Genomic DNA, 23,720 nt, shown 5'->3' with positions numbered 1-23,720 from the left:
AGTAGACGTAAAGCGACAGGATGCAGAATGAGCAAAAGGCAAGACCTACCCCGTAGCCTTCTCGGAATTCTAAGTTAACTTGGTATTTTTTGGTGCCGCCTACCTCCCATCGTGTGTGTGGCTAAGGTTTCCCAAAGCCCGTACAATCACCGAAGTGAGTGCAGAAACCTACGGAGGCAGGCGACATAAACTAATTGTAGGAAAAAAGATACTCTTTTTTCTCTAGGCTATTTTTCAAATATTTAGGATCCCTCCAGCTAACAATAAAGTCTTTGTTAAGCACTATTTGGCTTTGCGTATTTACATTAAACTGAACTGACTTTTTTTTGCTATCCAAGGTGATATTTTTAACTTCACCCATTATCACCCTTCTAACTGCCTCATCGATGTGCGGGCAAGCCAAGTAATCAAAGTATAACATAAAATATTCAGAAGAGATAAACATATGATCGTTATTTAGTAAGTAGTTTTCAGCTGCTTTAATAAGTTCATCTCGTAGTTCATCATACTCTGACTTCCTTTCTATATATAGCATGAATGTTATCCAACGAAAATAGAAATCATTGGTTTCTGAACTCTTTTCCAAGCTACCCAAGTACTCCTTTAGCTTATTCTCTGGCAACTGATATTTAGACGGAAGCATTGTTAATATAATCAAGAGATTTAATGTCTCAAGCCCAATCATTTCATTCGCATGATTAATAAATATATTTATTGCCTGTTTAACGTGATCAAAAACTTTTTTATGAATTATTTCCTTATAGTTCTCCGACCAATTCGAAGTTCTTTCAAGCAGATCATGAATTAATCGTGCCAATCTATCAGTAGGTCTTATCCGAATATCCATTGCATGAATAAAAAACAGCACATCCAGATCAACTAATAACCAATTTAAATGAAATTCTTCTTTTGAATCAACTTCTTCTATTTTTGACAAGTACGAAAGCATTCGCTTTGTGATTGCACTAAAGAGATAGTTGGATATAGAACTGTACTCAACCTTGTGATTAGCCAAAGTCATTTTTATTTCAGCTATTGCCTTATTAGCTTTAGAACTTGGCTTTCTTAATTGAACAATAGATTCTGAGTCTGTGTCCTTTTCTTTATAACGTGAACTGTAGAACTCTCCTACTGCATGACTCAATGCATGTTTAGCCAAAGATATGTCAGTTGCAAAAGGCCTAGAGGCTATTGTAGTTTTTGCCTCATTCAAATACATCTTATATTCCAAAAGACTAGACTCTAGTGCTTTTATGAAATTTTTTTTCACTTCTTCTGATCGAAAGAAAACAAAATAATCATCAACATAACGTCTAAAATCATAGTCTTTTGATATTTTATATTTGTTTTGAAGCATTCTATCGACTAAGTTTAAATCGATCTTCTGCAATATAATTTCTGCAAAAATCCGACTTACTTCAGGCCCTATGATAATTCCGTTAGTCTCACGATAATTTGTGAGCTGCATTAAGTTATCGAATTCCCCATCAAAATCCCCATGAGCCCTTGGCTTAGCTTTAGCCAAGCGCTTATTTTTTACGGCCCATCCAATAGAATGTGTGTAAATACTCGGAAAACATTTTGATACGTCAACCTGAAGCATGCTGTGAAACTGTTTTTCCAGTTTATGATACTCATAAGACTCGAAAAAACGATATAAGAAAGGATATTTTTTGTATTTGAAGTAGGAGCTTGCTACAATTCGCTCTTCGTCTGCACTTTCAACACCATCCGCTAGTTTTGATCCTTCCTGGGCTTTACCGTAGAACTTGGTTGATTTTCTATAAGGATGTCTTAAAGAGTATTTTGATTTTGTACAGTAATATTCGATTAGATCATCGTATTCATCATAAAAATCACAAACTTTCAACTGAGCTACTGGGTGCATGATTGATATTGCACGCGGTGTCTTGTTACCACCTCTGCATATAAGGTAATCTAACGGAATATAGACTCCAGTTCCACTTTCAAAATCTAGACCCGATATAGTCTTATATGCATTAATATGCACTGACGTACTAAACCTTTGATACATTGTGAAATTAGAGAACCATAGCGGTAACTCATAGGGAAGAACATCAGTTAGCAATGTTCTTAATTTGTCATTAGTATCTACTTTAATAATGTCAGGCATTTTGCCAAACCCGTACGATAAGAGCTGTTTGCTTCTTGCTGAACTTTCCTACATTTCGCTTTTTTACATTTCCATATATTGATACTTTCTTGATTTTGTCTTGTTCTTGTTGATTGAGCCCAAACCTAGGGTTGACCAATTGTTGGCACAGAAAACCATCAAGAGCCTTTAAACACTCAAAGTTATCTGTAACATATTGATAGTTGTGAGCAAGGCCTGCTAAAAGATCTCCGTTTTTACCTTTTCGTACAGTTTTAAGCATACAAAGATATTCAATTCTTCTTTTTAAGAGTGATATATTGTTCTGTTTTTTATAATCATAAAAGCTTATTGCAATCCTAGATTTAAGCTTGCTTAACTTCGAACGAGAGATTTTTAAAGCTACTTCGTTTGGCTTATCCCTTTTAGGCTCCACCTTGATCGAATAACCTAAGTAATCAAACTCTGCTGAGTTTGAAGAGCCACTATAGTACTTATTAGTATTATTATTGAGGGTTAGACCCATTTCATTCATGAAGGCTTCAACATCGCTCTGCACTCCAACTTCTTTACCTGCTGGTGTTAGAACAATGATATCATCGACATATCTCGCGCTATATATCACGTCAGGATGTGATGCTATTTTATTATCCAGCGCTTCTAAATAAAGCTCAGCAAGCGTAGAGCTTATAGACAAACCTCTAGGCAAACCTCGCATACCATTATTAATCCAAAGATCACCAAGAATACCATTAAGCAATTTGATACATTCTGGAGCGAGAATCAAATCATCCTCAAACTTATCTATTAGATTTTCAAACTGTATGGCTTCATAACAGTCTTTTATATCCAATCGAAGGATATGATAATTTCCAGAGTCTTTTAATAGCGTTTTCAGCTGCCTTACTACTCGATTACGATCCGACTGCCTGACTTTATAAATTCTTCTAACAAACCGATCGAGTAGTTTTATTGCAAAAGCATCTTCCATATTGGCCGGGATAAAGACTGTTTTGCCTTTTACTGTCCTTTTCTCTAAGGAGGATAAGGTAAGGTTATTTGACTTCCAGTATTGAACAGTGTGATCTACTGCTATTTCAACATTTTCGTAACTAGATAATAAATCCCACTGCCAAACATCTGATGATGTCAGTACTTTAGCAAGTTGCTCTCTATCAAAAACCTGTTTTAGCATTGGCTCAGTCTATCAATTAGAGTTAACACTGCAGTTAAAGGGCAAAATAAGCAAAGCTTTTTAGGTCCCAGAGAGCGACGTGAGCGATTTTGAAAACCTTGTCAGCATTTTTTCAATTCCTTCATGTGTTCGTAATTTTTCACTGAATTTTCATAATGACTTAACGCATTTATTTCGCGAGAACCACCATGAATTAATGTATACGACACCTCAGCATTAAGGCATATACATTTTACTATTCTAATACATGAAGAAATAACTGCTTCGGCGCACATATATTCCTTACTATGTGCGTCACCTTGATTAATAAGCCGACACATATCTCTAAAAATGGACACGAGCTTCTCCTTATCGATCCCTAGATTTTTCGATTGGACTTCCCAAAAGCAACCAGCCAACGCTGCATGTAGAAAATTAGCAGCCTTATGCTCGTAATGTAAATCTAGGATCTTATCCATAATTCACGCCCGATATCTTCCTGATAGCTAAAAGCTCATTAATCAGGTCTTCGATCTCAAACTACCTATCCAAAGGCATACAACACAATCCTCAACGGATTATATAGGAAATATGTAACTATCTGAAATACAAGGATAAAAAATCCGTCCATTGATATCTTTCTCCTTCTATAAAATATACCTTCTTTCAATCAGTCGACCAAAGAGGCATACGATAAGTCAGCTTCATCTGTTCCTGCGGCCGTTTGATTCTTATACAAACTCGACGTAATTGCCAGTGTTCTAGAGAAAAAACGTGAGGTCATCATAGAGCTTTTATCTTGTTCACTCCAACAAAGGAAATGTCCGCTTTGGGCACTAAGCAGTCATCAGAGTTGAGTTCAACAATCACGTCAATTACGCACTTTTCCATATACATACATATTTGCCGTATTTACCGATTGATATGGAACACCGAACAATCTCTACTCCGAAGCTACATGCCCCCTAAAAAACCGAATCCTGTATCCAAGCTTTCGTTGCAGAAATATCAAAGAATTTTGCTCCGTACCCCTCATTGAGCAGCTCTTCAGGTAGCCATTCATCGAATTTTTCCGTCAGCTTATCTGCTACACGCTCCGCCAACTTCGCCTCAGTAATGGTGGCATATGAGAACCTAGTGAAACTATCAACAACCTGCTTCTTGGTCATACCAGGCACCTCGATGATGCCGGCAAAAGTGCCGACCTCTTGTCTCGGGGAAGTAAGCCAAGCTGCAAGTGTGTAGCACTCCTTGTCGCCAAGCCAGGGCACAACATACGTAGCGCCACGCTCCTCAATAAGGACGTCTTCCGCTAAGTTAAGCGTCCGGAATGCCCCCAGTCCCTGCTCAAAAAGGCGCTTGGCTTCATCATCTAGGTAATCAACCTCACTGCCTCCGGCTGGTAATGTGTATTGTCCTTCCCGGTACAGCGCCAGCATCTCTTCTCGAACGCGACGATGCACCGGCGCACCGCTCCCACCAAATAAAGGTGGTTGCCCCTGACGAGACTGACTTACATACACCGCCAGTACTTGTGTATCCACATGGTCGACCCGCCAGCGCCTGCCACTGAAGATAATCATCTGCCCTTCAATCAGCGGTTCGTTGGCGGTTAGAGTACCCAGCGTCTTGCCGTTAGCAATAATCCGAAACTCCTCTGGCGTTTTGAAAGCCGCATAGAAGCGGTAATCATCCACCATCTTTTCGCCAGCCAGTCCCAATACCAGCTCGCCGTTGCCCATCTGGCTGATCAGTTCCGTCTCGCCCATATGACGAAGTAGTTGGGTGAACTGCGTCACGGATACACGACCGAAGGGGCCCTGGCGACAAAGCTGCTTGTAAAGCTGCTCCGCTCTGACACCACCCCACTGCGCAATGAGTGCCATGATCTGATGGAGAAGTGTCGAGAAGTGGTAGAGAGTGCTGTCCGGCGGTTCATACCAGCGGCTGAACAGTAGAAGGCGCACGAGTGCAATCGATTGGAACAGGTGAAGACGAAGCCGGTCCTGAATTGTCGACTTAGCGGAGAGTTCCGATTCTTTAATCAGCATTCTCAATGCTGCTGGCCCGCCACGCCGCCCAGAGCGACCTAGCCGCTGGCGTAGGCTGGACACCGAGTGTGGTGTACCCACCTGGATAATGGAATCCACCTTCCCAATGTCGATACCCAGTTCCAGGGTCATTGTGCAGATAGTCGATGTGGGCCGGTCACCTTTCTGCATTCGGGATTCAACATATTCGCGATGCTCTTTGGATAGAGACCCATGATGCGGAAAGAACTCATTGGGTACATGAGCCTGTTCGCACATATCACTCAATGAAGAGGCATGAAGTTCAGTGTTGCGCCGGCTGTTGGCAAAGATGAGATGGAAACCGCCACGGCACACCTTGAAAATTTCCCCGTTGATTCTGGGAATCGCCAACCTCTCCAACACATCCTTAGATGGCTGCGGGCCAATCTCAGGATCTTCATAGCCTTTAAGCCGGAACATCAGTGAGGAATGAGTACCTTTGCTCTCAATGATGTGGCACGGGACTCCGGCCCCCGGTCTTAAGGTCTGTACAACCGTGGCCAGGTCTCCCAAGGTCGCACTCAAAGCAACACGAGGCACAACTTCATGGACCAAGGCCTGCACTCGTTCAAGCAGTGATACGAGTTGTTGGCCTCTCTCCGTACCGATAAAGGCGTGATACTCATCTATGACACAGTATTGTAAATGCCGAAAAGCTTCTTCAGACCACCCCACATGGCGCATCAGCATTGCTTCGAGAGACTCCGGCGTGATCAACAGAATCCCCTTTGGCCTCTTTCGAACCTTTCCCTTCAAAGATGAAGAGACATCGCCATGCCATGGGGTTACCGGGATACCAGTGAACTCGGACAACATTTCGAGTCGGCGATGCTGATCGTTGATCAGCGCCTTCAGCGGACTGATATAAATGATGCTGAAGCCATCCTGCTCTGTATCCACCACGCTCATAGCTGGTAAAAAGAATGCTTCAGTTTTTCCAGCAGCCGTAGAGGCGCTGATCACAATGTCGCGATCTCGCGCTTGGATCGGCTCAATGGCTTCTACCTGGACCGGGCGCAGAGATCTCCACCCTTGCCGGTAGATCCAGCGCTGCACACCTGCTGAAAGTCGGTCTTCCGGTTTCATTTAGAGCTTGAACCCCACAAGCTCATCATCGCTTGAAATCGATAAGGGCTCATCTGACTCGGGCATGCCTGAAGGCATTTCTGGCGCAATGGCTACATTGCCGAGTAGGTTTTTCCATTCCAGGTGATCGTTCTGCTCCAACACCGCCAAGAGATCCAGGAAAGCCTTGATCGTGTTACGCGGTGTACGGAAGTAGGCCTCTCCGATCGTCTCGCTACAATGCTTGAGGAACGCTACTAACGCGTGATCATCGACTAAATATTCACTTTCATCGCCCCCGGCAAATACATGACGAAGGTTCTTCAGCAGTATGTAAAGCTCCTCAGGGGTGAGGCTCGCTAAATGAAGTGCTGGGGAAGAGTAATCCACGACGCCGGCTTGCTTCGCGAAGCTATTCCCAGCCAAACGAGACTGAAGTGCTTCATAGCTGTATAGACCACGACGTGGGTCCAATAGAAATTCAGGTGTCCCCCCCAGCAGAAACCCGAGATACTCAGCCGAGCCTTGGAGACAATCATTCAAGATACGCAGGATCTGCTCATAATTGGCGGTACGCGCCTGGCCACTATTGAGCTTGTATAGGTTTACCATCTCATCCAGATTGACCAATAGTCCGGCATATCCTGCTTGCCGCACGAAAAGACTCATCAGCTTTAACGCGTCATAGAACGAGTGGTCAGAGATGATGTTTCGGACATCCAAGTCCTTTCGAGCTTCGGTCTTGGTACTGTATTCCGCGCGTAACCACCTGATGGCAGCAGTTTTGAGCGACTCATTGTCCGTTTCGTGTCCCCTCCAGTAGGCCTCTATCACCTTACTGAAGTCGTAGCCACCCACCAACTCGTTCAGGTCGGAAAGGCGGCTTTGGATGACACTATCCACCGACTTGCCTTCTTGGTCGGCATGCTGTCTAGCTTGGGTAATGAACCGCTCGACCACACTCGTAAGTGCATTTCCTTCGGGCTTGTTCCGAGTAGCCAGGTTACGCATGAGCTCTGAATATAGGTTACGAGCCTGACCGTCAGAAGCGTGTATACGGCGATCGGGCGCAAGGTCTGCATTGACGGTGACCAGCTTCTTCTCAAGTGCGATCTGCCGAATCACGCTCAGGAAGAAGGTCTTCCCCGATCCGTAATCACCGATAATGAGCCGGAAGACAGAGCCACCCTCCGATACCCGTTCGATATCGCTGTATAAGGCTCTGATTTCATGAATTCGTCCAACTTGGATGTGTTGGATACCCACCTTCGGCGTGACTCCGGAGCGCAATGACTGGATGATCGCTTCTCGCTCTTTCGGTCGTATACGCTTCGTTGTCATCAATCTTGCTCCCTTACCGCTTTTATTTCATCGAGCGTGTCTTGGTCTATCTCGATCAAATCGCCCTGGTCTTCAATCAACGGCGCATCAAACTGGTCGAAGGCCCATTCATTCAGCACCTCAAGGGCACCATCGGTCATAAGTCCTCGCGCCGAGGCTAGCGCCTCTACCTCAGAGCGTGGCCAACTGATTCTGGAGATCAAGTCTTCGGCCAACGCCTGGTGAGGTACGTCAAGACCACTGAAAACCTCAGTTCCTTCAAGTTCGCCCCCCTCTAATGCTGTTTCCTCGACCTCTGGATACTCGAGAGCTTCTTGAGTTTCCTCATGGGACTGCTCCGCATCGACCTCTTCTGGTATACCGGCGTCATCGGCAAAAATGTCGCCCAAAAGTGACTGGGCGTGACGCGTCTCCGACTCGTGTAGCGCCAAAACCGCTTCGTCTAAGATAAATCCAGAAAGCGCTTTGGCAACTGTTGTCGTGGCTGACGGTTCATCAGCTGGTGCCAATGGCGAGACCGAGGTTGTCGGAGAAGATGATTGCTCGCGTTGTTTAGCGCTGTAACTTGAAACTTCATGGATGTCTCGAGTTACCATAGTTTTATCAAGGCCTAACGTTGTGTATATACGCTCAAGTTGCCGTATCTCGTCGATGGAGGCATGTCCGTCTGCCATGGCGACTCCGATGAGGAGTTTGCTCAGAACCGCACGCTGCTCCTGATCCAGACTGTCAATCCGCTTCTTGACGCCAGTCATGTTGATTGGTGCCTGCAAGCTCCAGCGCAGGTATGCATGCAACGATTTCTTGTCAGCACCGCTAAGGTGCACGTTCTCCTCGATCACGGTCTTCAAAGCACGTGCTTCTTCGCCTTCAGCCCCATTTTGTGCAGCGACCATAGTGCCAAGCCGCACGACTGTAGCGTACTCTTGCAACGATGGCGTCAGCGCCGTTTTCTCAGCACCGTCTTGAGGGAAAAGTGTGATTTTTCCTTTAGGGTCCGGCTTCACATGATGCACGCGAGGGTCTGGCGCGAAGCCTATGTCCAGGTTATCGAGTGTGCGTGATAAGAGCTCTAGCTCCCCTTTGTTCAGCTTCTCAGGCTCAGACTTCCCCATTAGTTTCCAAAGGCTAGCGACCGGTAACATCTCGTCACGCGTCTCGACATGCGCTTTCAGGACCGTACTAATTTTGGCGAGCGCAGGTGGTAGCCTTCGCTCGAGTAGCGGCTTGGGCAGCAATAGGCTTGCCTCAATATCGTCCGGCCGATGACCTTCTTTGCCAAGATACCGGCTCAGCGGCGCCAACTCCTCCGTGATGGCTTCAGCCACGGCCTCCAGCTTCCGTTGTGGCCCTGTTAGCTCAAACGGATCCGGTACGTTCAACTGCGGCAAATGCAAGTCAGCCCCAAGTAACGCCCCACTGGCTGGCCGATAGTGCAGTTCAAGTTGACGTTTATTGACCTTTACCTTAATACCATCACCGAACTGTTCTCGGTAGCGGATTTTGAAGAGTGACTTGAAGGCGTCTTCACAACGACGAGCAGGTGCTCGGACGGAGTAGTTCGGATGATAGCGGGCCCAACCGTACGCAAGCGCAGGTCCTACCGGTGTATTATTCAGTGCACAGAGCCCTACTTGGTAACGAAGGCTCAGTGAATTATGCCCGCTTATGTAGGCCTGTTTGACGTTGGCGAACAGATCTGGCTCCAGCACGATCATCAGATCCATAAGCCGGGAGACATATCCCTTAAACGACCGGTTCTTTGAAAAAACGGCCTTGAGGCGGTTTAGCTCTTTGAACAATGTACGTAATTCGTCTTTTTCAAGCGGTCTTTCGCCGTTGAGGTGGTCAACCAAAAATCTACGCTCGAATCCATAGAAGTACAGAAATACGTAAGTAATCGGCGTGTCCGGGTCGTCGCGACTACTCGCTAGCCAAGTAATGTATGCACCTTTGGCCCGGGCATTCAGCGAAGAGAATCGAGGATAGTAACTTATCTCAGGATCTTCATAGCTGTAATCTGTGGCAACTATCTGAGAGTTAATCTCGACCAGCGAAGGTTCATTGCGGCTACCCTTGAGACTATTTGTGTCGCATAGGTAGAAACCACCACGCTTGATAAGCGAGCCTCCAATCGAGACGGGATCCCCAAGTGGTATCCAACGTCCAGCAATCGGTGTTTCAATATCCTGGTCGAGCGTGTCGACCAGCTTAAAGTCACTTAACACATCATCTTTGCGTGGTCTGCCTAAGCTGGAGGTAGTCGTGACTGTCAATGTTATCCCAGAGGATTTAGCAGATCGGCTACGAGCCGTTTTTGGTGAGCTACTCGCTCGGCCGCCCGTTTGCTTTTTCGTACTTTTGCGAGCAGCTTGGAAGACGATATAGAGAACGACTGCAACGATAATCCATTCCATAGACTACAAAACTCCTTGATAGCGTAACGCTATTAAACGTTGACCTGCTCGCTCCTTGAGATCACATTAGCATGGTCAGATTAGCACCAGTCAATTAGGTTAGACACTTCATTTCCTATCCCGACGAAGGCAAACCGCTAGTATAGTTGATGTCCGCCACAGGTCGCTTGCGGTCACCCTAACTTCCTTTGATTGCAATTGCTGCTATTTCCGATATTTCTGCTTTCTCCAAATATGTGGAGGGGGCTACCCCATTTTCACGGACGGATAAAAAGAGGCTGAGACCATCTCTGAGCGCGTCGAGCGGCCACCGGCTTGGCAAATACCAGCAACTCCTGCATGTTCATTGTTTGATTCTTGGCCGCCATCGTTTTCCCTTCATGGCGCAGTGTGATTTCCTATCGTACTAGCCAACATTACAGCCAAATGGAAGGTGCGCAAGTCGCCTCGCTTCTTCTCAATGCAAGACCGATACGTTGTCAGGGTGGATTCTCGCCTGGCGAGATCGCTATACTGTATATATATACAGTATTCGAGATTTTGATATGACAGCAGTAATTTTGGGACGGTGCGGTGAACCTAAGACATTGGAGGTCCCTCTCTTCGCCGAGCGTGTATCTGCTGGCTTCCCGTCTCCTGCACAGGACTACATTGAGCGAAGCCTGGATCTCAATGAGCTTTGCATCAAGCGCCCTGCCGCTACCTTCTTCGTGCGCGCTGAAGGCGAATCTATGATCGAGGCGGGAATCTTCTCGGGAGACATCCTGATCGTTGACCGCTCGCTTGACCCAGTACACGGCGATATTGTCATCGCGAGTGTCGATGGCGAGTTCACAGTCAAGCGGCTTTCATTGCGGCCTTCTCTGCGTCTTGAGGCGGCAAATGCCTCGTACTCGGCTATCGAGCTAAGGGACGAATCCGAGCTGGAGATTTTCGGTGTTGTGACCAACGTCATTCACGCGCTGAGGTAACCGATGCCAAGTGTGTTTGCGCTGGTGGACTGCAACAACTTCTACGCTTCCTGCGAGCGGCTGTTTCGCCCGGATTTAAAGGGGCGTCCCATCGTCGTCCTGTCGAATAATGACGGCTGTGTCGTTGCTCGCTCCGCTGAAGCAAAGGCGCTAGGTATCAAGATGGGGGTGCCATTCTTCCAGATCCAGGAACTGGTCCGAGAGCACGGTATTCAGGCGTTTTCATCAAACTACGCGCTATACGGTGACATGTCTGCCCGTGTTATGAGTCTGCTAGAGCAGATGGCGCCCAGGGTTGAGGTCTATTCGATCGACGAAGCATTCTTGGACCTCGGTGGGGTTTCGGCCGGTACGGCGCTTGACGTATTCGGGCATCAGGTACGCACCAAGGTGCAGAAATACACTGGGATCCAGGTATGTGTCGGGATCGCGCCGACTAAAACCCTGGCCAAGCTCGCGAACCACGCCGCGAAGCGCAACCCGAAAACAGGTGGAGTTGTGGATCTGACGGATTCTGAACGACAGCGGAGACTGCTTGCAATTACGCCCGTCGACGAACTGTGGGGAGTCGGGCGTCGGTTAGCGCCTCGACTGAATGCTGTGGGAATTCGGACAGCCCTTGAGCTGGCGGATGCAACTCCCCACACATTGGTATCAAGCGGGTATCGCTGGCATGTGCGGGCCTTCTGCGAGCGGAACCGGGAGTTTCGTGACTTTGTGCTAGCGCGTATTTTGCACTGTGGAGAATTGCACGGAGCCCCACTGATCGATGCGTCCGAGGATTCGCTTTGGCATGAAGAGATTGTGCTAAGACTGATTACGAACCCGATTCTCTCTGCCGAGCAGCGAGCAATGGTCAGGTTGGAACGCTGCTTTGATGACGAAGTCATGCAAATACCGACCCGCAGGGCGTTAGCAATCTATCTATTACAGCTGATGCAAGTGCCCACTGAGCCACTCCATGAGGATGAAAGGAAAAATCCCGCGGCTTTCCCCATCGTATTGGAGGACTACCATCAGCTTCAGGAACTCAGTTTCGGCAGGAAGACTGACTAAGGCTATCGGAGGCATCTGTGCGAGGGGCTGTGTTGCTGACTGTCCGTGCCGACGCTGGCGTTCATCCGCCGCCATCTGTTCCCTCTGAACCCTCTCCAGGTCCCAGTATGGTCGCTCATGATTAGCGCCGCCATAGAGAAAAAAGCCCTAAAAGGTGCAATTTAGAAGTGACGTTTCAGTCTGCTGGTCTTCCCACGGATTTGTGAATCGTGACAGCCTCTTTTCCCACCACTGGCTCAGCTCACGGCGGTCTCAGGCGGCCAATGTCCGGGCGATGACGATGACGGAAACTTTGCGCTCTTCGCCGTGATGAGCGCAATGACCGTCGCTGTTACGCCGACGAGTTGGTGAGGAACTCATATCACCGAACGGTTATATTCTTATCAAATAGCCAATTGTTCAGATAAAAACTAACCGAACGGTTATAGTAGCTTGATATCCCACGCACAGCAGCAGTAATATAACCGTACAGTTATACTCTTTCCGAATGGAGGTGCCATGAAAGTCAAAGTGACAGATGTCGAAGCGATCGGCCATATCGCCCGCCTGGCCCGAAAGCGCCAGCACATCCGCCAGGATGATCTTGGCGTCATGATTGAGTGCAGCCACAAGTTCGTCGGAGATGTCGAGAAAGGCAAGCCGACCGTTGAGTGCGGCCGCGTCCTCAGGCTATTGGCGGAACTGGGTATCGAGGTCCACCTCGACTTGCCCGAGGATGTCGCAGAAGCGTGGCAGGAATCGCTGACCAATAACGCGTGAGGAACGGACCGATGGCAGACCTTCAGACACGCTCGCTCACCGTCTGGTGCAACCAGGCCAAGGTGGGGACGCTCAGCGAGTACAGCAATCTATGGCATTTCGAATACCACCCGCAATGGAACGCTTTCGACCTGGCGCCGGAGCTGCCCATTGAGTCCGGGCGCATCGAGGACGGTGCGAGCCAACGCCCGGTACAGTGGTTCTTCGACAACCTTCTGCCAGAAGAAAATGCCCGGGCGTTGCTGGCCCGGGATGCCAAGCTCGACCAGGCGGATGCCTTCGGACTGCTAACGCATTACGGCGCCGAATCCGCTGGTGCCCTGACGCTCCTTCATGAGGACGAGGTACCGACAACTTTGGGGGAGCATCCGCTGCCGTTCGAGGAACTGTCGAACCGTATTCGCCACCTGCCCCACATCGCCCTTTCAGCCGGCACCAGCAAGCGCATGTCCCTGGCCGGGGCGCAGCATAAGCTACCGGTGATCTATCGTGACGGCACCCTGTTTGAGCCCAAGGAAGCGACACCGTCGACGCATATTCTCAAGCCTGAGCACAGCGATCCCGAGCAGTATCCGCATACGGTCATCAACGAGTGGTTCATGATGCAGCTGGCCAAGGGCCTGGGTCTGCTCGTTCCCGATACCTGGGTACTGCACGTCCCGGAGCCGGTTTACCTGGTCGAACGCTTCGATCGTCAGTCCGACAATGGGGTGCTCTACCGTCGCCATGTGCTCGATGGTTGCCAGCTGCTGTCACTGGATCGCACCTTCAAATATCAGCAGTGCACGCTAGCGTCGCTGGAACGGATGGTGCAGCTGTCCCGCACCAAGGGCCGTACCCGCCAGCGGCTGTTTCAGTGGATGCTATTCAACGTGCTGATCGGCAACACCGATGATCACTTGAAGAACCTATCATTCTTTGCCGGGCCGTCCGCTGTTGATCTGGCGCCCCATTACGACCTGATCAGCACAGCCCTGTACGAACAGCCTGGCAAGTGGGGCGATGCCCGTTTGATCTGGGCGGTGGGTAGTGCCACGCGGCTGGGTGATGTTCGCCTGGCGGATGTATTGGCGCTTGCGGATGCCCTGAAGCTGTCCCTATCCTATGCCAAGCGCACGGTGAACTACATGATCAAACAAAGTGGTGATGTGACGGGCACGCTTCTCGAATGCCTGGAAAAGGAAAACCTGCCAGGTGCCGGACGCCAAGGAGAACTGCGCCATTTGCGTCAGTTCCAGCATGGCGTATTGAAGGACATAGTTCGGCAACTCGAAAGCTAGCCGCCAAAGCCAGCATTGCTGAGAACAGCTAAGTCGAAACCTTGAACATGATAGCCTGACGGTACAAGAGGGAAAAATCGTTAGCGTCCTAGAACGATTCATCGAATAAATCCTCACCCAGGAAGGCCTGCTATTTACAGCTCCAGCTCAATTGTCTTTTTGACGTCGTTCTGGTCAGGAAATCTAACGTCATATCCCATCGCGGCATACCCCTTCTCTCGCTTCTGGAACATGCGCTGCAACATCGGTAACGAGCAGTCCAGGTAGTCATAGATCGTGACAGCCTCTTTTCCCTCCACTGCCCGATGGAGACGGCCGGCATACTGCGCCAGTGAACCTTTCCAGGCGATGGGTAGCGCGAGATACAGCGTATCCAGTCGCGGCAGGTCAAAGCCTTCACCGACGTACTTGCCCGTGGCGACGACCACTTGGGCCGAGGCCAGCTGCTCGTTTGCACGCTTGCGTTCCGTGGCGCGCATGGCGCCCCTCAATACCAGGACCTCGAGCCCTCTAGACGCCAATAGCTGCGCCAACGCTTCAGCATGCTCCCGCCGCTCGGTCAGCAACAGCGGATGGCGCCCGCATCCCACTGCGGTGACGACATCTTCGGCTATGGCTGCATTACGCTCTTCGTTTGTCGCCAACCACCGATAGACCGATGCGATATGCGGGCGCTCATCAGACTGCCTCAGCTCGGCCGGAGGCTGATCATAGCGTCGGTTCACAAGCACCGTTTGCTGGAATTTTGCACCCTGCTCCGCTTTGACCTTGTGGCGGATGGGGCCGGCGACCATGAACATGATCTTCTGATGGCCATCCTGCCTGTCCGGTGTCGCGGTGAGACCTGCTATGTACTTTGCCCGGACTTCGTTGAGCAACATTTCATATCGCGGTGCCGAGATATGGTGGCACTCGTCGATGATGACCTGACCGTATCGCTGAACGTATTCGGAGACGGTGTTGTCCTTCTTGTCGATCAGGCTCTGGTACGTCGCTATATCGATTTCTTCCGTCGGCTTCTTCTTGCCGCCACCGATGATTCCCACATTCACACCGGTGGTGAATGACTGGATGCGCTCTTTCCACTGGTCGAGTAGTTGACGACTGTGGGTCAGGATCAGGGTGTTCACGCGACGCTTGGCGATGAGTCCGATCGCCGTAACCGTTTTGCCGAAGGCCGTGGGAGCATGCAGAATACCGGTATCGTGCTCGGCCATTGCCTCGACCGCTCGCCTCTGGTCCGGTCGCAAATCACCCAGAAATGCCATGTCGTTAAGTGGCTGACCGCTGTGTCGATGATCTTCAACTTCGATCTGTATGTGCTGCTCCTTTAGCAAGTCTCTCACATCATCCAGGCATCCGCGCGGGAGTGACAGGTACCCCTGCTCGATTCGAGCGCAGGTGATAAAGCGCGGTATGCCATGCGTGGAAAAGCGAAGCGCCTGGGTTTTGAAGAACACCGGATTCGAAAAGCTGGCGAGCCGTTTCAGCCTTGCAATCAGGGGCGCCGGAATCGCGTCCTGTTTGATGTAGATGTGATTGGCCAACGTCAGCGTGACGCTCTCGGGGCAGCCGTAAATTCGGCCATGGTCAATACGTAGCCCTTGTTCCCAGGGCGGGCGCTCGTCAATCGTCGCAGCACGTTCAGGCTCAAGCTCTCGTAGCAACCTGGACAGATCGTCAGCTGACAGCCGACCAAGTTGTGACAGGAAGCGCCACTGATCCGGGTACGCATGAAGATCGGCGTCGACGAACTGGCTGTTACCCTGGCGTCGCGCCTGGTGCTGAAGCGGTAAGGCGATCAAATTACCGAAACCACCTTCCGGCATATGATCCTGATTGGGAAATAACCGATCATAGGAGTCGAATGAGAGACCGGGATGGATTTCCATCGCCTTGTCGAGAAGCGTGAAGCCCAGACGACGCGCATCCTGGGCCAGCACCGGTTCAGAGAAAAAGATCCAGAGGTGAGCTCCGTTGCCGGACCGCGATATTTCGACTGCGTGAGGTATCGACGCCTGATGGCACACTTTTGACATCGCTTTAACGGCCTCCTGCCACCCCGTCTTGTCGAAGTCCGCTGCCAGTAGATGACAGCGGCTCCCGGGCAATAACGGATAGAGCCCAACTACCTGCTTTCCCGCCAAGTGGTCGTATACTGCCTGCTCATCGAGCGTTTTGAAGTGCTTATGGCCGCAGTCACCGCATTTGACTTTCGGCTTCTTGCAAATGCCGGGTAGCCATTCATTGTGACAGGCGACGGAATAACCTTGACGCCCCTGGGCGTTTTGCCAGCGTACGGCAAACACGTCGGTACGACCCCTGAAGAGATCGCGGAACAACTGGACCTTTTGTTCCGGGCTGAGTATCAGCTGCGCATGGGCTGGATGTGCCCGCAGTAGCGCCTGCTTCCGCTGGACCAGCCGTTGCTTCTCGGCATCGAGCTCGGCTAGCCGCTTGTCTATGGCTTTCAGTTCATCCTGTGCGGTCGGAGGGCTATCAAATACAGGCATGAAGAAAACTGACGACCGCAACGACGGATCGCCTTTTTACGTTATGCATGGGGCTGGCAAGGCGGCTTAATCAAGGACTCGGCTGGAATGCCGAGCTCCTGATGGAGCTTCCAGATCATTTTCAGTGTCAGTGAACGCTTGTGGTTAAGGACCTCGTACACACGGTTACGTTTGCCGATCATCGGTTCCAGGTCTTTTGCTGTGAGGCCTTTCTGCTCCATCTCGAACTTGATGGCTTCAACCGGGTCCGGCAAATCCAGGGGGTAATGCTTACTTTCGTAAGCCTCGACCAGCGTGACCAGGACGTCGAGCTTTTCACCTTCGGGCGTGCCTGGCTCCGCCATCATCAGCGTTTCAATTTCTTTAAGTGCCGCACGGTAGTCGGCATCAGTGCGGATCGGTTTGATGTCCATCTTCCGTTACCTCTGGCGTTATATCGTCTCGACGTCGATCTGTTATTCGTCCCGTCCCTGGGACTTACCCGGCGGGCTCGCTGCGCTCATGCAAAATCGCTCCCGGCGATTTTGTCGTACTGGGCATGAGTGCCGATAAAGCGGATGTAGACCACCCGGTAGGCATAGTTGATCCAGACCACCAACCGGTACTTGTTCCCGGCGATGTTGAATACCACTCGCCCGTCCTTGAGGATGCTGGCATTTCGGAAGTCCTGCTTGACCTCAGCGGGTGAACTCCAGTCAGATTTCAGTGTGTGCCTGTACCACGCCAACGTCGGCTGCGTGGCATCATCGTACGCAGGGTTGTCTTCCCAGAAGGACTTCAATGTCGACAGTGCGATGATTCTCATAGGCGAACTCTAGTCCCAAAATGGGACTATGGCAAGCCCTAGTATTGAGTTAGCTACACACCCGGTAAAGCACCGCGCGATTGTACTCAGGAGCCGGCATTGAGTCGGCGTTGGCACCCGGAGCTATTAAATTGACACCCCTACTACCTGCCAATAATCTTTACCTATTACGCATGCTGAATCGACGGACGGAAATCAAATTAGGGGGGCAGCCCCTCATGTGGCGTTTCGGGAAAATTCAGGTTTAAACTGGAAACGTCAGCAGCTGCCAACTGGAAAAATTCCGTTAAGTCTTTGATCTATAAAGGGCCAGAATTCAGTTTAAAACTGGATATTTCTGGACACAACTCACGAGGTGAATAAGCCGCTCGATCCAATCCCGGTCATCAATGGCAGCGTGGATGGTCGCTCGCAGGTTGCCGCGCCAGGGCGTGCCAACCAACTGCTGCTGCGGGTCTAGAATCACCAGCGCATCACGGCTACGGGCGTTCTTCTCACAGTTCCAGCCGCCGACATTCCAGTCGATGTAGTACTTTGATTTCACCGCCATGCTCTTAAATTTCAGCTAGTTACATTCAAAAATTAACTTTCTTCGCAAGCATTTGGTCTGCGCTGGCAGCTGCTCAAGCAGCTTCAGCGTCTCCTTGTGTGGCCGCGGGCATTCCATCTCTATCATGCCGTTGATCAGCATGTCGTTGAACCAGCGCACGCTTCCTGGGAAGCCTTCGCTCTGGCTGTTCACCCTGCCTGTCTTTGCCACACAGGTAAGGAAACTGTCACACGGTTAATGTGGCTATGCTATGGGGCTATGCTTTTAGAGTGTGAGTATTTCGGAGAGCCATATCATGTTAGAGCATGCCGACTACTCGATCATCGAGGCAAACGATCGCTTTGTGCTGATTGACGTTGACGACGATGCCCATCTCAGGGTCCCGGATGACGCCGGGGATGTCATTCATCGACTGGATGCCCAGTTCGCCGGGGGCCTCAGGGGGCGCAAGGTCTTCTGCCGCAAAGCAGACGGCTGTTTTGACGAGTTGGTGCACTATTTTGGCCGGTTCACGCGGCAAGGCCACTGCAGCAGTGACCAGAGTCGCTTTCTCGAGACGTTTTGCCGCTAGCCCGGACCCATGGGGCAAAGGCGCTCTGGTAGCGCTGGCGCAGGTGGGTAAATTCTGGTAGCTTCGCTGATCGTTCAAAAAAACCAGAAAAACAGTGGTTTAACATGCTACAGAACGCAAATCAGTCCAGTGACATCAGCTTCACCCCTTACGTCATCGCTGAAAACGAAGACTACATGAACGATGAGCAGCTCGCTCATTTCCGGCAGATCCTGCTGAAATGGCGCACCGCGCTGCAGGAAGAGATCGCGGGTACCGTCGGGCACCTCCAGCAGGGACCGATGAACCATGCCGATCCGCTGGACCGGGCCACGCATCAGGAAGAGATGAACCTTGAACTTCGCACCCGTGACCGTGAGAGCAAACTGATCCGCAAGATCGACAAGACCCTGGAGCGGATTCGCGAAGAGGATTACGGCTATTGCGATACCTGCGGTATCGAGATCGGTATCCGGCGCCTGGAAGCCAGGCCGACTGCGGACCTCTGCGTGGATTGCAAGAACATTGCGGAGATCAAGGAGCGCACGCAGCGCTAGAGATCCTGAGCCCCCCAGGATGCGTGAAACCGCCACCGGAGTTCTGTTGCCATCCAGGCGGCAGGATGTCCGGGGCGGCCTGTCCTTATCCCGATAGGTCAAGTCTGGTCCGGTGTTCGGTTTATCGGACAGTATCGTCTGGCCTTGATACACAATTTGTCGGCGTTTCCGAACAGGTACAACTCGCTGTTGTCGGGAAATTCGCTCAAAGTCCAATCGAATCAAGCGGCTGCTATTGTTGGTCCGTCTGATGCAGTTGATGCATGTGCAGACGCAATCGAAGCATATGCAGACCAGGCGACCGGGGTGTCGGATCGCCTGGTTACTGATAACCGGACACGAGGTCGACAATGAAAATAATGATACCGGTACTGGTCCTGATCATGCTGTTCGCGGTTGCCAGCGGCGTTGCTGCCGTCGGCAGCACCCTGTACGGCTATGGCTGGCAGCCTGCATCGTCCGAGCACTTGAATCTGTACCTCTCCGGCGGTTAAGGGCTTTATGTCGATGGCCCGGCACCTGGCCGGGCCATCGCATCATAAGTCGGTTTGCGGCGCGCCGGTGCGCGTTTCGGAAAGCATCGTCGTCAGTCCTTGCGATCCGGATGCGTAGCGAGGAAGTGTTTCAGTACCTTTCGCAGGGCCTCGGCGTGGGCTTCGTTGCCTCCCTTCTCCGCTTTTTTGATATCGTCCAAGATGATAGTGCGGATACGTGCCTCGTCGTCTTTGACGATAAGGTACTGCCCGAGCGCAGCCGCTATCATCGGATCCATCCGTTCGTGTTCGGCGATCGCCTCGATCTCGTCCTCGGTCAAGCCCGACATGTCGAGGCATTCCTGATAGGTTAACATGATCCACCTCCCCCTTTTATTTTCCAAGGTTTCCCTGGGGCTTCCCGTCCCGTTGCTTTTTCCTTCTTCACTTTCAGTTTAATCAATTGTCGCGAAAGGGGGTTGAGCCCGGTCATATTTTGGCCCGTTACGGCTGAACATTGTTAATGTTGCCCCCGCGCCGTCTGCGACCTATCCTTAGCCCCCTTTTCACGGCCACTGCGTTTCACCCAAGTCCCGGCACCGCCGGCGACGCTGCCAGGGACTGCCATGACGTCGAATGCTTCGCTGCTCAAACACCGCTCTTTCATGCGCTTCTGGATAGGTCAGATGGCTTTCTCGCTGGCGTTCCAGATGCTGCTGGTCGGTCTTGGCTGGCAGATCTACAACCTTACCGACAGTGCGCTCAGCCTGGGGCTGGTTGGTCTGGCGCGGTATCTGCCCCAGTTGCTTCTGACGTTCTACGCCGGGCATGTGGCCGACAATCATGACCGCCATCTGATCCTGCTGTTGTGCCGGTCGGCCATGACGCTGACCATCGCGGTGCTCGCGGTTACCAGCATCATGGGTCTGATAACGCCTGCGATCATTTACGGCTGCTGTATCGCGATGGGAACGGCGCGGGCCTTCGAGGCGCCGGCGACCCAGGCAATGGTGCCCAATATTGTCAGCGCCGATCTGCTGGCGCCGGCGCTGACCTGGACGGCGTCAGGACGTGAGGCCACCACCATCGTCGGCCCGGCTCTGGGCGGCCTTATCTACCTCCTGGGTGCCGGCGCGCTGTATGGCACCAGTACGGCTTGCTGTCTGCTCTCGGCGCTGATTCTCGCCAACCTGCGTTACCGGCAGGACCGGCGCGAGAAGCGCCCGGTCACGCTCGATTCGCTTCTGGGCGGGCTGCGCTTCACCTGGAGGAATCCGGTGATTTTCGGTTCCATTTCGCTGGATATGTTCGCGGTGTTGCTGGGCAGCGTCACGGCACTGCTGCCGATCGTCGCCCGGGATATTCTCGAGACCGGCCCCTGGGGACTGGGGTTACTGCGCAGCGCCCCGGCGGTCGGTGCGGTGCTGATGTCGGTGTATCTGGCGTGGCGTCCGATCGGGCGCCGGGTCGGGCCGAAGATGTTCGTCGCGGTGGCGGTTTTCGGCGCCATGACGATCGTCTTCGGGCTGTCCGAAATGCTGTGGCTGTCCATAGTGGCGTTGCTGGTGATGGGCGCGGCCGATATGGTCAGCGTGGTGATCCGCTCCACTCTGGTGCAGCTCGAAACGCCGGATGAGATGCGCGGCCGCGTCAGCGCCGTCAACTCGATATTCATCAGCACCTCGAACCAGCTTGGCGAGTTCGAATCGGGGGTGCTCGCGGCCTGGGTCGGTGCCGTGCCGGCGATTGTGATCGGCGGGATCGGAACCTTGGGCGTGGTGGCGCTGTGGATGCGCTGGTTCCCGGACCTTGCCCGGCGCGACCGTCTGGATATGCGCGCTTGATTGCCGTCAGCCGGACATGCAAGGTTCAGTCTGAAACGCGTATACTCGGCAGCGATTTCCCTGCTTTTCGACAAGGACGAGATTCATGCATATTCGTAACGCCTTCTCCATGATCGGGCTTTGCGGCGCCACTCTGCTGGCCGGTTGCCAGACGCTGTCGTCGCAGTCCATGCTGCAGTCCGGCATGCTGGCCGCGCAGTCCTATATGCTCAGCGATACCCAGGTAAAAACCGTCGCCAACCAGACCTGTGCGCAGATGGACGCCAATAATATGCTGGCCGACGTCAGCAGCAAGTACGGCAAGCGCCTGACCGGTATTGCCGACCGGCTCGGTCATCAGATCGACGGAACCGCCGTCAACTACCGCGTCTACATGAACAGCGAACCGAATGCCTGGGCCATGGCCAATGGTTGCGTGCGTGTTTACAGCGGCCTGATGGACCTGATGACCGACAACGAGCTCGAAGGCGTGCTCGGGCACGAGCTGGGTCACGTGGCCCTGGGTCATACCCGCAAGGCGATGCAGACCGCCTACGCCACCGCCGCCGCCCGTGGCGCTATCGCCGCGACCGGCAATGCCACCGCGACCGGCAATGCCACCGCGGTGGCATTGTCGAGCTCCCAGATCGGCGATCTGGCCGAACAGCTTGTCAACGCCCAGTTCTCGCAGTATCAGGAGCGAGAGGCCGACAATTTCTCTTTCGAATTGCTGGGCGAGCGAGGCATACCGCGTGATGGGCTGGTCAGCGGGTTTGAGAAGCTGGCCGGGCTCGGCGGCAGTCAAAGCAGCCTCCTCTCGACCCACCCCGGCGCCGGCGAGCGGGCCGAGAATATCCGCAGGCGGCTTGAGCGTGGCGAATAACCGGCGTCTGCGATCTCCGGCAGGCGGTTCTTTTTGCCATATTTATACGTAGCGCGTAAAATTTTACGTGGCGTGTAAAATTATGGAAAAAGAGGCTGCTTGTGAGCGTTATCGATTGGCACTATCCGCGCCGGGAACTGGCCGAGCGCTACCTCCAGGGCGTAACCCAGGGCATCATGAACCGGATTGCGCTGCTGGGGGTGCGGCGGGTCGGCAAGACCGAGTTTCTGCTGCGGGATTTCTGTCCGCTGGCCCTGGAACAAGGCTATCTGCCGATCTACGCCAACCTCTGGGCCTCGCCCGAGCATCCGCACGAGACCATTATCGAAGCCCTGAAGGCGGCCCTCTCCGGCCTCAAGGACCGCAAACGCATCAAGTCGGTGCTGGCCAGCGAGGTCAAGAAGCTCGAAGTCGGCAACAGCCTGATCGGCAAGATGGGGTTCGAGTTCAACAGCCCGCTGCCGATCATCGCGCCCGGTGTTCTGACCCATGTCGGTCAGCTGCTGTCGCAGCTGGTCGAAACGCCAAACTGCAGGCCGCTGCTGGTCATCGACGAAATTCAGCACCTGGCCGAGAGTCCGGCCTTCCATCCCCTGCAGGGCACGCTCCGGACCGCCTTTGACCTTCACGGCCACAAGCTGCCCGTGGTCTATGCCGGCTCTTCGCGCAACGGCATGCAGGCCATGTTCGCCGACGACAAGATGCCGTTCTACAACTCGGCGTATATGGTCGAGTTTCCGGCCATGGGCGAGGAGCTGGTGCGTCATTGTTGCGACATACTGCGGACCCGTTTCGAGCTGCACTATGACGTACGCGAGATCACCGACGTTTTCACGCGTCAGTTCGACAATTCCCCGTTCTGGCTCAGCAAGCTGATTCAGCATCTGGTGATGAATCAGTGCAGCGTCCGCGAGGCGGCCGATCTGGTGCAGGACCAGCTGGTGCTGGATGGCGGCTTCGAGCAGCTGGTACAGAAACTCAATGCCACCGACAGGGCCGTGCTGACGCTGATTCGAGAGCGCTGCAACCGGCTCTACGCCGAGGACACACTGAAGCTGATCAAGGAGCGATTCGGCCTGTCGGTGAAGGTCAGTGGCATAACCGCGTCGCTGAAGAAGCTGAAACGCCAGCGCCTGATCTCGCAGATGGGCCGCAGCGATTACCTGATCGAAAATGCAGGCTTCGTCGAGTATCTGCGCCAGCGGCGGTAATCTGCCGGCGCAGGCGTGCCCGGTACCTTTGGGGCACCCTAATTCGCTATAGTGACAGTTAAACTTGCAGGACCTTGCGATCTGGAGACGTGTCGCAAAGCCCCGAG

General features: G+C 52.2%; 21 protein-coding genes. 10 read left to right on the top strand and 11 right to left on the bottom strand.

What is annotated here, in order from left to right; translation table 11 throughout:
• Nucleotides 1-190: 190 nt before the first annotated feature.
• The 5 genes from drt3b to IEX85_RS02395 form a co-directional block, all read right to left on the bottom strand.
• Nucleotides 191-2,134: an antiviral reverse transcriptase Drt3b gene (drt3b, locus tag IEX85_RS02415; RefSeq protein WP_188857886.1), complete on the bottom strand. Its 1,944-nt coding sequence runs from the start codon at nt 2,132-2,134 to the stop codon at nt 191-193.
• Entirely contained in the window at nt 2,127-3,308 is a 1,182-nt protein-coding gene (drt3a, locus tag IEX85_RS02410) for an antiviral reverse transcriptase Drt3a (RefSeq protein ID WP_188857884.1), read from the bottom strand. The genes drt3b and drt3a overlap by 8 nt, the downstream gene beginning before the upstream one ends.
• A gap of 944 nt (nt 3,309-4,252) precedes the next feature.
• Complete coding sequence (locus IEX85_RS02405; protein WP_188857882.1) at nt 4,253-6,445, bottom strand: DEAD/DEAH box helicase; 2,193 nt, start codon at nt 6,443-6,445, stop codon at nt 4,253-4,255.
• The gene (locus IEX85_RS02400) at nt 6,446-7,765 is read right to left on the bottom strand and encodes an ATP-binding protein (RefSeq protein WP_188857881.1); all 1,320 of its coding nucleotides are present in this window, start codon (nt 7,763-7,765) and stop codon (nt 6,446-6,448) included.
• Complete coding sequence (locus tag IEX85_RS02395; RefSeq protein ID WP_188857879.1) at nt 7,765-10,182, bottom strand: tellurite resistance TerB family protein; 2,418 nt, start codon at nt 10,180-10,182, stop codon at nt 7,765-7,767. The genes IEX85_RS02400 and IEX85_RS02395 overlap by 1 nt, the downstream gene beginning before the upstream one ends.
• Before the next feature lie 545 nt (nt 10,183-10,727).
• Here IEX85_RS02395 and umuD point away from each other — a divergent pair.
• From umuD to IEX85_RS02375, 4 genes are all read left to right on the top strand, one after another.
• The gene (umuD, locus tag IEX85_RS02390) at nt 10,728-11,153 is read left to right on the top strand and encodes a translesion error-prone DNA polymerase V autoproteolytic subunit (protein ID WP_188857877.1); all 426 of its coding nucleotides are present in this window, start codon (nt 10,728-10,730) and stop codon (nt 11,151-11,153) included.
• Between the two features lie 3 nt (nt 11,154-11,156).
• Complete coding sequence (locus tag IEX85_RS24180; RefSeq protein WP_308425617.1) at nt 11,157-12,209, top strand: Y-family DNA polymerase; 1,053 nt, start codon at nt 11,157-11,159, stop codon at nt 12,207-12,209.
• A 498-nt stretch (nt 12,210-12,707) separates the two neighbouring features.
• Nucleotides 12,708-12,968, top strand: coding sequence for a helix-turn-helix domain-containing protein (locus IEX85_RS02380; protein WP_188857875.1), 261 nt, complete (start codon nt 12,708-12,710; stop codon nt 12,966-12,968).
• An 11-nt stretch (nt 12,969-12,979) separates the two neighbouring features.
• A complete protein-coding gene (locus IEX85_RS02375) occupies nt 12,980-14,248 on the top strand; it encodes a HipA domain-containing protein (RefSeq protein WP_188857873.1) in 1,269 nt (422 codons plus the stop codon).
• A gap of 134 nt (nt 14,249-14,382) precedes the next feature.
• On the opposite strand, the gene IEX85_RS02370 is transcribed toward IEX85_RS02375, so the two are convergent.
• From IEX85_RS02370 to IEX85_RS02350, 5 genes are all read right to left on the bottom strand, one after another.
• Nucleotides 14,383-16,761, bottom strand: coding sequence for a TOTE conflict system archaeo-eukaryotic primase domain-containing protein (locus IEX85_RS02370; RefSeq protein ID WP_188857871.1), 2,379 nt, complete (start codon nt 16,759-16,761; stop codon nt 14,383-14,385).
• A 41-nt stretch (nt 16,762-16,802) separates the two neighbouring features.
• Nucleotides 16,803-17,174, bottom strand: a complete 372-nt coding sequence (locus IEX85_RS02365; RefSeq protein WP_188857869.1) for a helix-turn-helix domain-containing protein — start codon at nt 17,172-17,174, stop codon at nt 16,803-16,805.
• An 86-nt stretch (nt 17,175-17,260) separates the two neighbouring features.
• On the bottom strand, nt 17,261-17,566 hold the full coding sequence (locus IEX85_RS02360) for a type II toxin-antitoxin system HigB family toxin (protein ID WP_188857867.1): 306 nt from the start codon (nt 17,564-17,566) through the stop codon (nt 17,261-17,263).
• Between the two features lie 316 nt (nt 17,567-17,882).
• Complete coding sequence (locus IEX85_RS02355; protein ID WP_188857865.1) at nt 17,883-18,116, bottom strand: hypothetical protein; 234 nt, start codon at nt 18,114-18,116, stop codon at nt 17,883-17,885.
• 15 nt (nt 18,117-18,131) lie between these two features.
• On the bottom strand, nt 18,132-18,308 hold the full coding sequence (locus IEX85_RS02350; RefSeq protein ID WP_188857863.1) for a hypothetical protein: 177 nt from the start codon (nt 18,306-18,308) through the stop codon (nt 18,132-18,134).
• A gap of 103 nt (nt 18,309-18,411) precedes the next feature.
• Here IEX85_RS02350 and IEX85_RS02345 point away from each other — a divergent pair, with 103 nt between their 5' ends.
• From IEX85_RS02345 to IEX85_RS02335, 3 genes are all read left to right on the top strand, one after another.
• On the top strand, nt 18,412-18,687 hold the full coding sequence (locus IEX85_RS02345; protein ID WP_188857861.1) for a hypothetical protein: 276 nt from the start codon (nt 18,412-18,414) through the stop codon (nt 18,685-18,687).
• 104 nt (nt 18,688-18,791) lie between these two features.
• A complete protein-coding gene (dksA, locus tag IEX85_RS02340; RefSeq protein WP_188857859.1) occupies nt 18,792-19,223 on the top strand; it encodes an RNA polymerase-binding protein DksA in 432 nt (143 codons plus the stop codon).
• Nucleotides 19,224-19,573: 350 nt separating this feature from the next.
• Entirely contained in the window at nt 19,574-19,717 is a 144-nt protein-coding gene (locus tag IEX85_RS02335) for a hypothetical protein (protein WP_188857851.1), read from the top strand.
• Nucleotides 19,718-19,809: 92 nt separating this feature from the next.
• Here the strand turns inward: IEX85_RS02335 and IEX85_RS02330 are convergent, their stop codons facing one another.
• Nucleotides 19,810-20,073: a hypothetical protein gene (locus IEX85_RS02330; RefSeq protein ID WP_188857849.1), complete on the bottom strand. Its 264-nt coding sequence runs from the start codon at nt 20,071-20,073 to the stop codon at nt 19,810-19,812.
• A gap of 249 nt (nt 20,074-20,322) precedes the next feature.
• On the opposite strand from IEX85_RS02330, the gene IEX85_RS02325 reads away from it, so the two are divergent.
• The 3 genes from IEX85_RS02325 to IEX85_RS02315 all read left to right on the top strand — a co-directional run bounded on the left by IEX85_RS02325 (nt 20,323) and on the right by IEX85_RS02315 (nt 23,613).
• Nucleotides 20,323-21,540, top strand: a complete 1,218-nt coding sequence (locus tag IEX85_RS02325; protein WP_188857847.1) for an MFS transporter — start codon at nt 20,323-20,325, stop codon at nt 21,538-21,540.
• Between the two features lie 85 nt (nt 21,541-21,625).
• The gene (locus IEX85_RS02320) at nt 21,626-22,402 is read left to right on the top strand and encodes a M48 family metalloprotease (RefSeq protein WP_188857845.1); all 777 of its coding nucleotides are present in this window, start codon (nt 21,626-21,628) and stop codon (nt 22,400-22,402) included.
• A 101-nt stretch (nt 22,403-22,503) separates the two neighbouring features.
• Nucleotides 22,504-23,613, top strand: coding sequence for an ATP-binding protein (locus IEX85_RS02315; RefSeq protein WP_188857843.1), 1,110 nt, complete (start codon nt 22,504-22,506; stop codon nt 23,611-23,613).
• Nucleotides 23,614-23,720: the final 107 nt, after the last annotated feature.

It is taken from the genome of Marinobacterium nitratireducens (assembly GCF_014645375.1).
GTDB lineage: Bacteria > Pseudomonadota > Gammaproteobacteria > Pseudomonadales > Balneatricaceae > Marinobacterium_A > Marinobacterium_A nitratireducens.
Note: the sequence above shows the minus strand (reverse complement) of the source record. Positions and strands in the feature narration are given on the sequence as shown.

Excerpts from the sequence above, each read along its gene's own strand:
- IEX85_RS02365 (WP_188857869.1), bottom strand. The coding sequence starts at position 17,174 with ATGGACATCAAACCGATCCGCACTGATGCCGACTACCGTGCGGCACTT.
- IEX85_RS24180 (WP_308425617.1), top strand. The coding sequence starts at position 11,157 with ATGCCAAGTGTGTTTGCGCTGGTGGACTGCAACAACTTCTACGCTTCC.
- IEX85_RS02370 (WP_188857871.1), bottom strand. The coding sequence starts at position 16,761 with ATGCCTGTATTTGATAGCCCTCCGACCGCACAGGATGAACTGAAAGCC.
- IEX85_RS02325 (WP_188857847.1), top strand. The coding sequence starts at position 20,323 with ATGACGTCGAATGCTTCGCTGCTCAAACACCGCTCTTTCATGCGCTTC.
- IEX85_RS02355 (WP_188857865.1), bottom strand. The coding sequence starts at position 18,116 with ATGGCGGTGAAATCAAAGTACTACATCGACTGGAATGTCGGCGGCTGG.
- IEX85_RS02360 (WP_188857867.1), bottom strand. The coding sequence starts at position 17,566 with ATGAGAATCATCGCACTGTCGACATTGAAGTCCTTCTGGGAAGACAAC.
- drt3b (WP_188857886.1), bottom strand. The coding sequence starts at position 2,134 with ATGCCTGACATTATTAAAGTAGATACTAATGACAAATTAAGAACATTG.
- IEX85_RS02335 (WP_188857851.1), top strand. The coding sequence starts at position 19,574 with ATGAAAATAATGATACCGGTACTGGTCCTGATCATGCTGTTCGCGGTT.
- dksA (WP_188857859.1), top strand. The coding sequence starts at position 18,792 with ATGCTACAGAACGCAAATCAGTCCAGTGACATCAGCTTCACCCCTTAC.
- drt3a (WP_188857884.1), bottom strand. The coding sequence starts at position 3,308 with ATGCTAAAACAGGTTTTTGATAGAGAGCAACTTGCTAAAGTACTGACA.
- IEX85_RS02380 (WP_188857875.1), top strand. The coding sequence starts at position 12,708 with ATGAAAGTCAAAGTGACAGATGTCGAAGCGATCGGCCATATCGCCCGC.
- umuD (WP_188857877.1), top strand. The coding sequence starts at position 10,728 with ATGACAGCAGTAATTTTGGGACGGTGCGGTGAACCTAAGACATTGGAG.
- IEX85_RS02405 (WP_188857882.1), bottom strand. The coding sequence starts at position 6,445 with ATGAAACCGGAAGACCGACTTTCAGCAGGTGTGCAGCGCTGGATCTAC.
- IEX85_RS02395 (WP_188857879.1), bottom strand. The coding sequence starts at position 10,182 with ATGGAATGGATTATCGTTGCAGTCGTTCTCTATATCGTCTTCCAAGCT.
- IEX85_RS02345 (WP_188857861.1), top strand. The coding sequence starts at position 18,412 with ATGTTAGAGCATGCCGACTACTCGATCATCGAGGCAAACGATCGCTTT.
- IEX85_RS02400 (WP_188857881.1), bottom strand. The coding sequence starts at position 7,765 with ATGACAACGAAGCGTATACGACCGAAAGAGCGAGAAGCGATCATCCAG.
- IEX85_RS02320 (WP_188857845.1), top strand. The coding sequence starts at position 21,626 with ATGCATATTCGTAACGCCTTCTCCATGATCGGGCTTTGCGGCGCCACT.
- IEX85_RS02330 (WP_188857849.1), bottom strand. The coding sequence starts at position 20,073 with ATGTTAACCTATCAGGAATGCCTCGACATGTCGGGCTTGACCGAGGAC.
- IEX85_RS02375 (WP_188857873.1), top strand. The coding sequence starts at position 12,980 with ATGGCAGACCTTCAGACACGCTCGCTCACCGTCTGGTGCAACCAGGCC.